Source organism: Streptomyces sp. M-16, assembly GCF_052114405.1.
Taxonomy (GTDB): domain Bacteria; phylum Actinomycetota; class Actinomycetes; order Streptomycetales; family Streptomycetaceae; genus Streptomyces.
The window spans coordinates 1-3,694 of the sequence record NZ_JBFRER010000252.1 but is presented as its reverse complement, the minus strand read 5'-3'; the positions used below and the strand labels follow the sequence as shown (position 1 = coordinate 3,694).

General features: G+C 71.7%; 3 protein-coding genes. 2 read left to right on the top strand and 1 reads right to left on the bottom strand.

Translation table 11 applies throughout. The features are described 5' to 3' along the window. Positions 1 to 40 precede the first annotated feature (40 nt). A complete protein-coding gene (locus AB4039_RS41745) occupies positions 41 to 1,381 on the bottom strand; it encodes an Ig-like domain-containing protein (protein ID WP_442273252.1) in 1,341 nt (446 codons plus the stop codon). Between the two features lie 371 nt (positions 1,382 to 1,752). On the opposite strand from AB4039_RS41745, the gene AB4039_RS41740 reads away from it, so the two are divergent. Further along, positions 1,753 to 2,373, top strand: coding sequence for an L-threonylcarbamoyladenylate synthase (locus tag AB4039_RS41740; protein WP_266846185.1), 621 nt, complete (start codon positions 1,753 to 1,755; stop codon positions 2,371 to 2,373). Between the two features lie 454 nt (positions 2,374 to 2,827). Then, a partial coding sequence (locus tag AB4039_RS41735; protein ID WP_442273251.1) for an AfsR/SARP family transcriptional regulator occupies positions 2,828 to 3,694 on the top strand: 867 nt, incomplete at its 3' end.

The window sequence follows — 3,694 nt, the reverse complement described above, 5'->3', positions numbered from 1 at the left end:
GCGGCGGGCGGGCCGGGCGCGGCCGCTCCCGGCGGCCCGGTCACGTCGTCGGGTGCAGCCGGGAGGGGGTGTGCGCGGCGAGGGGTGCCGGGCGGGTGGCGGCGGAGCTCAGGGCGCTGCCCGACAGCCAGGTGCGCCAGTCCATGTTCCAGTCGCCGAAGCCGTTGTCGAAGGGGGCCATCGGCGCGCCGCCGCTGTTGATGACCTCGACGATGTCGCCCTCGCGGACCGTCTCGAAGAACCAGGCGGCGTCCTCGGTGGACATGCCGGTGCAACCGTGGCTGACGTTCTCCTCGCCCTGTGCCTCGACCGACCAGGGCGCGGCGTGGACGTACTCGCCGCTCCAGGTGACCCGGGTCGCGTAGAGGACGGGGAGGTCGTAGAACTCCTTGGTGCCCTTCTGGATGCCGACGGTGTCCCCGCGCATGCGGACCTTGGCCTCCTTGCCCAGGACGACCTTGATGCCGCTGCGGGTCAGGAAGCCCGCCTTGCCGGTGGTGACCGGGATGGTCCGGATGACCCGGCCGTTGCGGCGTACGGTCATCTCGTGGGCGGCGGAGTCGGTGACGGCCTCGATCCGGTCGGCGACGGTGAACTCCAGGGACTCGGAGGGGCCTCCGTATCCGTGGCCGCCGAGCTCGACCCCGTCGAGGCCGCTGCGGACGCGGACCACGGCATGGGCGGGCCAGTAGGTGCGGGGGCGGAAGTGCAGGGTGGTGTCGTCGACCCAGTGCCAGGCGCCCTCGACATGGGGCTCCGAGGTGACCTGGAGGCCCTGTTCGACGCGGGCCCGCGCGTCGGCGTCCTCGGCGGGGACCGGGCGGCTCAGGACGGCCGTCACGATCTCCCCGGCCCCGTACGTGCCCGGGCGGGGTCCGAACTCGGCGGTGAGCCTGCCGCCGTCGGCGGGGGGTGCGGTCCGGAAGGCCATGGTGACGCCGACCGGGGTGCCGTCCCCGTCCTGGGCGCCGACCCGCACGGTGTAGCTCTCCCCCGCCCGCAGCGGTTCGGTGTTGCGCCAGTGGCCGCCGCCCGGGGAGAGGGCGCCGGCCAGGTGGCGGCCGTGGCCGTCGTGGACGGTGACGTCGGTGAGGCTGCCGGCCTGCGAGTGGGCGAGGGCGATCTCCAGGGGCCCGCCCGCGTCCGTGGGGAGGGCTTCGGGGCGGCGGAACGCCGGGTCGGGCAGGACGGACGCTGCTCCGTGGGCGGTGGCCAGAACCCGCTGCTCCCGCCAGGCACCGCACGGGCCGCCCCGGAAGGCTCCCGCCTCGCACCAGCCGGCGGTGACGGGGCCGCGGTCGCCGTCCTCCCCGTCGACGGCGCGGCCGACCAGCAGGGTGACCCCGGCGTCCCGGGCCGCACCCGCGGCCGTCCGGTCCAAGGGGCCGTTCCCCGCAGACGGTTGGCCGGGGGCGGCGGCGACGGCCAGCAGGGCGCCCGTCACCGCTGCCGCCGCACTCCACGCTTGAGTCCGTGACTTCGCCACGCAGCCCTCCCAGGTCGCACACGCCGGATGGCAGCATCAAAACGACCGGAGCACGAAACGATGATCATAAACTCGGTCCTGGGGCCGAACGGGCGCGCCAAGAGAACCCGGACGGAGCAGAGCGCGCCGTCCGCCGCCCCCGTCTCGGCCCGCCCGGCCCATCGCACCGGACGACGGTTTCCGGACACCCCTTATGGGGTCGCGGGAGGCCGCCCTGGGGTTCACGGGTGGCGGAGGGTACCGGTCCGGTCCCGTAGGCTCGACGGATGGCGAAGTATTTCGACGTACATCCGGAGAACCCCCAGCGGCGCACCATCAGCGGCGTGGCCGACAGCATCCGTTCGGGCGCGCTCATCGCGTATCCGACGGACTCGTGTTTCGCGTTGGGGTGCCGGCTCGGCAACCGCGACGGCCTCACCCGGATCCGTACGATCCGCGACCTCGACGACCGCCACCACTTCACCCTGGTGTGCCAGAACTTCGCCCAGCTGGGGCAGTTCGTACAGGTCGACAACGACGTCTTCCGCGCGATCAAGGCGGCGACGCCCGGCCCGTACACCTTCATCCTGAAGGCCACGTCGGAGGTGCCGCGGCAGCTGATGCACCCCAAGAAGAAGACGGTCGGCGTCCGGATCCCCGACCACCTCGTCACCCAGGCCCTCCTCGCCGAGCTGGGCGAACCCCTGGTGTCCAGCACGCTGCTCCTGCCGGACGAGGAGGAGCCGCTGACGCAGGGCTGGGAGATCAAGGAGCGGCTCGACCACGTGGTGGACGCCGTGCTCGACTCCGGGGACTGCGGGACCCGGCCCACGACGGTCATCGACTTCTCCGGCGGCGAGGCCGAAATCATTCGCCGCGGCGCGGGTGACACGGACCGTTTCGAGTAACGGCGCCGGACGTACCTTCTCGCACGAGGGCGGATTCCGTTCCGGGAAACGGAATCCGCCATCCTGGACGACTGGATTCGGCCATGCGGAGGTTCTCACCCCATCCCGTTTCGACCCGCGGGTAATGCGCACTCAATTCAGACTCGAGCGAGCCGACCATCGGGACTCGTTTACTCGTGAACAGCATTGACGCGCCGACAGTAACTCCACGGGACGTCCGGGTGACGGAGAGGAGAAGGCGGGCCGGTACACCGGAAATGTTGTGGTCGACGCCTCGACTTTCGCAAGATCCGTTATGTAGGGTTCCAGATATTCACCGCCCGACGGGGAGCGGCGAGCATCCTCAGGCTATGGTCCGGACTATTTCCGGAGCATGTCCGGCACGGAAGCTCCGCAGACCACCGCACCCGTCACATTCGTCTGCGAAACACGTGACCCGACACGGGGGACCATCATGCGGTTCCAGCTATTGGGGCCCCTGAGTATTGCGCACGGCCCCGAGACAGTGGTTCTCAAACCGTCCAAGCCCACCAGTCTGCTCGCGGCGCTTCTCCTCCATCCCGGCGCCGTGGTTTCCACCGGGTATCTCCTGCGCGCCGTGTGGGACGAGGAGCCTCCCGCGACCGCGCGGGCCGCGCTCCAGACGTGCGTACTGCGCCTGCGCAGGTTATTCGCGAAATACGGCATATCCGCGACGACCATAGAGGCCGTACCGGGCGGGTACCGGATGCGCAACGACACCGAGACCCTGGACCTGGTGCTGTTCCGGTTACTGACGGCGCAGGCCCGCGCCGCCGCCGGCACGGACGAAGAGCTGTACCGGCTGCGCGAGGCGCTCTCGCTCTGGCACGGCCAGCCCCTGGCCAACGTGGCCTCGCGGATGCTCCAGCGCGACGCGGTGCCCGCGCTCGAACAGGAGCGGCTGCGGGTGCTGGAGCGGGTCTGCGACCTCGAACTCGCCGCCGGCAACTGCCATCAGGTACTGGTCGACCTCTACGAGAGCACCCGCCGGTACCCGGTGCGCGAGCGGTTCACCGAGCAGCTGATCGAAGCCCTCTACCGCACCGGACGGCAGGCCGAGGCGCTGGCCGAGTACCGCACGGTGCGCGACCGGCTGCGCGAGGAACTCGGTGTGGACCCGGGACCCGGACTGCGCCGCCTGGAGCTCGCGATCCTGCGGGCCGAGGAGCTGGGGCCGGCCGTCCGCGGCGAAGGGACGGCCGAACTCCCCTCGCGGCAGGACCCGGCGGCGGTCACCGGCGCGGTTGCGCCCCGGGGCTCCGGCGCGGGCGCGGGGCATCCCGGCGGCGCGGGTACGGCC

Coding starts and splice junctions, on each gene's coding strand:
- AB4039_RS41740 (WP_266846185.1), top strand. CDS start 1,753: ATGGCGAAGTATTTCGACGTACATCCGGAGAACCCCCAGCGGCGCACC.